Origin of the sequence: Nocardia sp. NPDC058497 (assembly GCF_042720195.1) — a bacterium.
Lineage (GTDB): Bacteria > Actinomycetota > Actinomycetes > Mycobacteriales > Mycobacteriaceae > Nocardia.
Genome location: NZ_JBHXMY010000584.1, coordinates 1954 through 3640, shown reverse-complemented (window position 1 = coordinate 3640; position 1687 = coordinate 1954). Strand labels below are relative to the sequence as shown.

Below are 1687 nucleotides of genomic sequence, written 5' to 3'. Positions count from 1 at the left end.
GCGCGCGGGCGCGGGGGGCCGATCATACACAGAGTCCCCAACTCTCTCTTCTTTTCTCACACTCATCCTCGCGGGGGGGGGCGCCGCCCCGCCGCCGCGCGCCCGCCCCCCCCCCCCCCGATTCGCCCCTGCGCTGCGACGACGTCTGCCACCGCGGAAGTGCTGCGGGAGACGGGCGCGTCAGGGGCGGGCATGCGGCAGGCTCTCAACCCGCTGGCGATCGAAGTGTTCTTTCCGGGGGCAGCCGCATGAGCTCTATGGGCGGCGCTGGTGCGCCAACGACGAAGCCCCCGTTCCGTATCGGAACGAGGGCTGGACAGGTGTGGTGATGACTATTTGTGGTGTCGGCCGGGAGCCAACCGGCGCAGCATCTCGCCGGAACTGGATGCCGGCCACAGGCACAGATACGGGTACTCGGAGGTCATGCCGGGTAGCCAGCCGAGACGATTCAGCAGGTGAGCCGGAATCATCGCCAGTTCCTCGTCCGTCAGGTGCTGCAGGCGCCATCCGAGGAGAAACTCGGTGACACCGAGCACTGCTGCTACGTCGGAAAGGTTACTGCCCACCTCCAACGCATCACGCAGGTCGCCGAGCGGGATCAGACGCCGGGCGACGACGTGGTGCACCTTCATCTCGATCCGGCCGCGCCACAGCTCACCATCGAGAGCTGCTGCCAGTTCGAGCGATTCGGCTATCTCGATGTGAGCGACGGAGTGCGTGATCACTTCGTTCCTGACGTGGCCCGACAGATCGGCTTGGATCAAGACAGCGCGATCTACGACAGACCAATACGAGACGAAGTCGAACACGACTACCGAATCGACCCTGATGCCTTGGTTGAACGCAACCTCCTGGGCATTGAACCCGTTGCGCTGCAATGCAATATCTTGTCGGTCAGGCATTACGGGATCCGACTCACCTTCAACACCCATGGGGACACACAACTCTCACACTTACCGATGGCCACGATCTGCCGCATCCGACTGCCCGGTCAGATTGGATGCCAGATGTCAATTCACCGCGCGATGTGATGTGCCACAATGAACGGCGGTCGTAACGACCGCCACCGATCAACTGCGCCGGCGACCACTTGCAGGTCTTCTACGCAGATATCCGCCAGGTCGACGTGACCGGACTGGTTCCTTCTCACCGGTACCGGGTTGTCCACGCTGCGGAAAGATCCGCCGCCACCCTGGCGGGACTGCTCATCCGCCGAGTTGCCCGAGTCGTCGGGAGTGAACGCATCGAATGCACCTGACACAAGAAAACCTCACCCAGCAGCCAAAATGAACAGACCCTCGGTCGAGAGCACCAACCCACTCTACCGTCGGGCGAAACCTGAGCCTTGGTCAGGATCTGAGGAGGCGACGATCGTCGGACCGCAATCTGCTGCGTGCGCCAGTTTTTGGGCATGCGAAACCCCGCTGCGACTATCTTGCAACATCGGCCACGGCCTGTCAACCCACCGCCCCACATCACATGAAATGGCTGGTGAGAGCGGGTCTGCGGAACCGGCCCACACCACGCGGTCGACGAAATATAGTCCGGCGTAAGGCATTCTGCGCGGTGTCGGAGTGCTGATGCGGCTCGTACGCCGACAACGACAGCGGGGGGGCGCGCCCCCCACCCCCCCCCCGCCCCCGCGGGGGGGAGACAGACACAGAGATAACGCGCGCTCGCCCCCGCG

General features: G+C 63.8%; 1 protein-coding gene. It reads right to left on the bottom strand.

The window, feature by feature from the left end; genetic code table 11:
• Positions 1-332: 332 nt before the first annotated feature.
• Positions 333-932, bottom strand: a complete 600-nt coding sequence (locus ACFWPJ_RS27650; protein ID WP_378855644.1) for a hypothetical protein — start codon at positions 930-932, stop codon at positions 333-335.
• Between the last annotated feature and the right edge of the window lie 755 nt (positions 933-1687).

Coding starts and splice junctions, on each gene's coding strand:
- ACFWPJ_RS27650 (WP_378855644.1), bottom strand. CDS start 932: ATGGGTGTTGAAGGTGAGTCGGATCCCGTAATGCCTGACCGACAAGAT.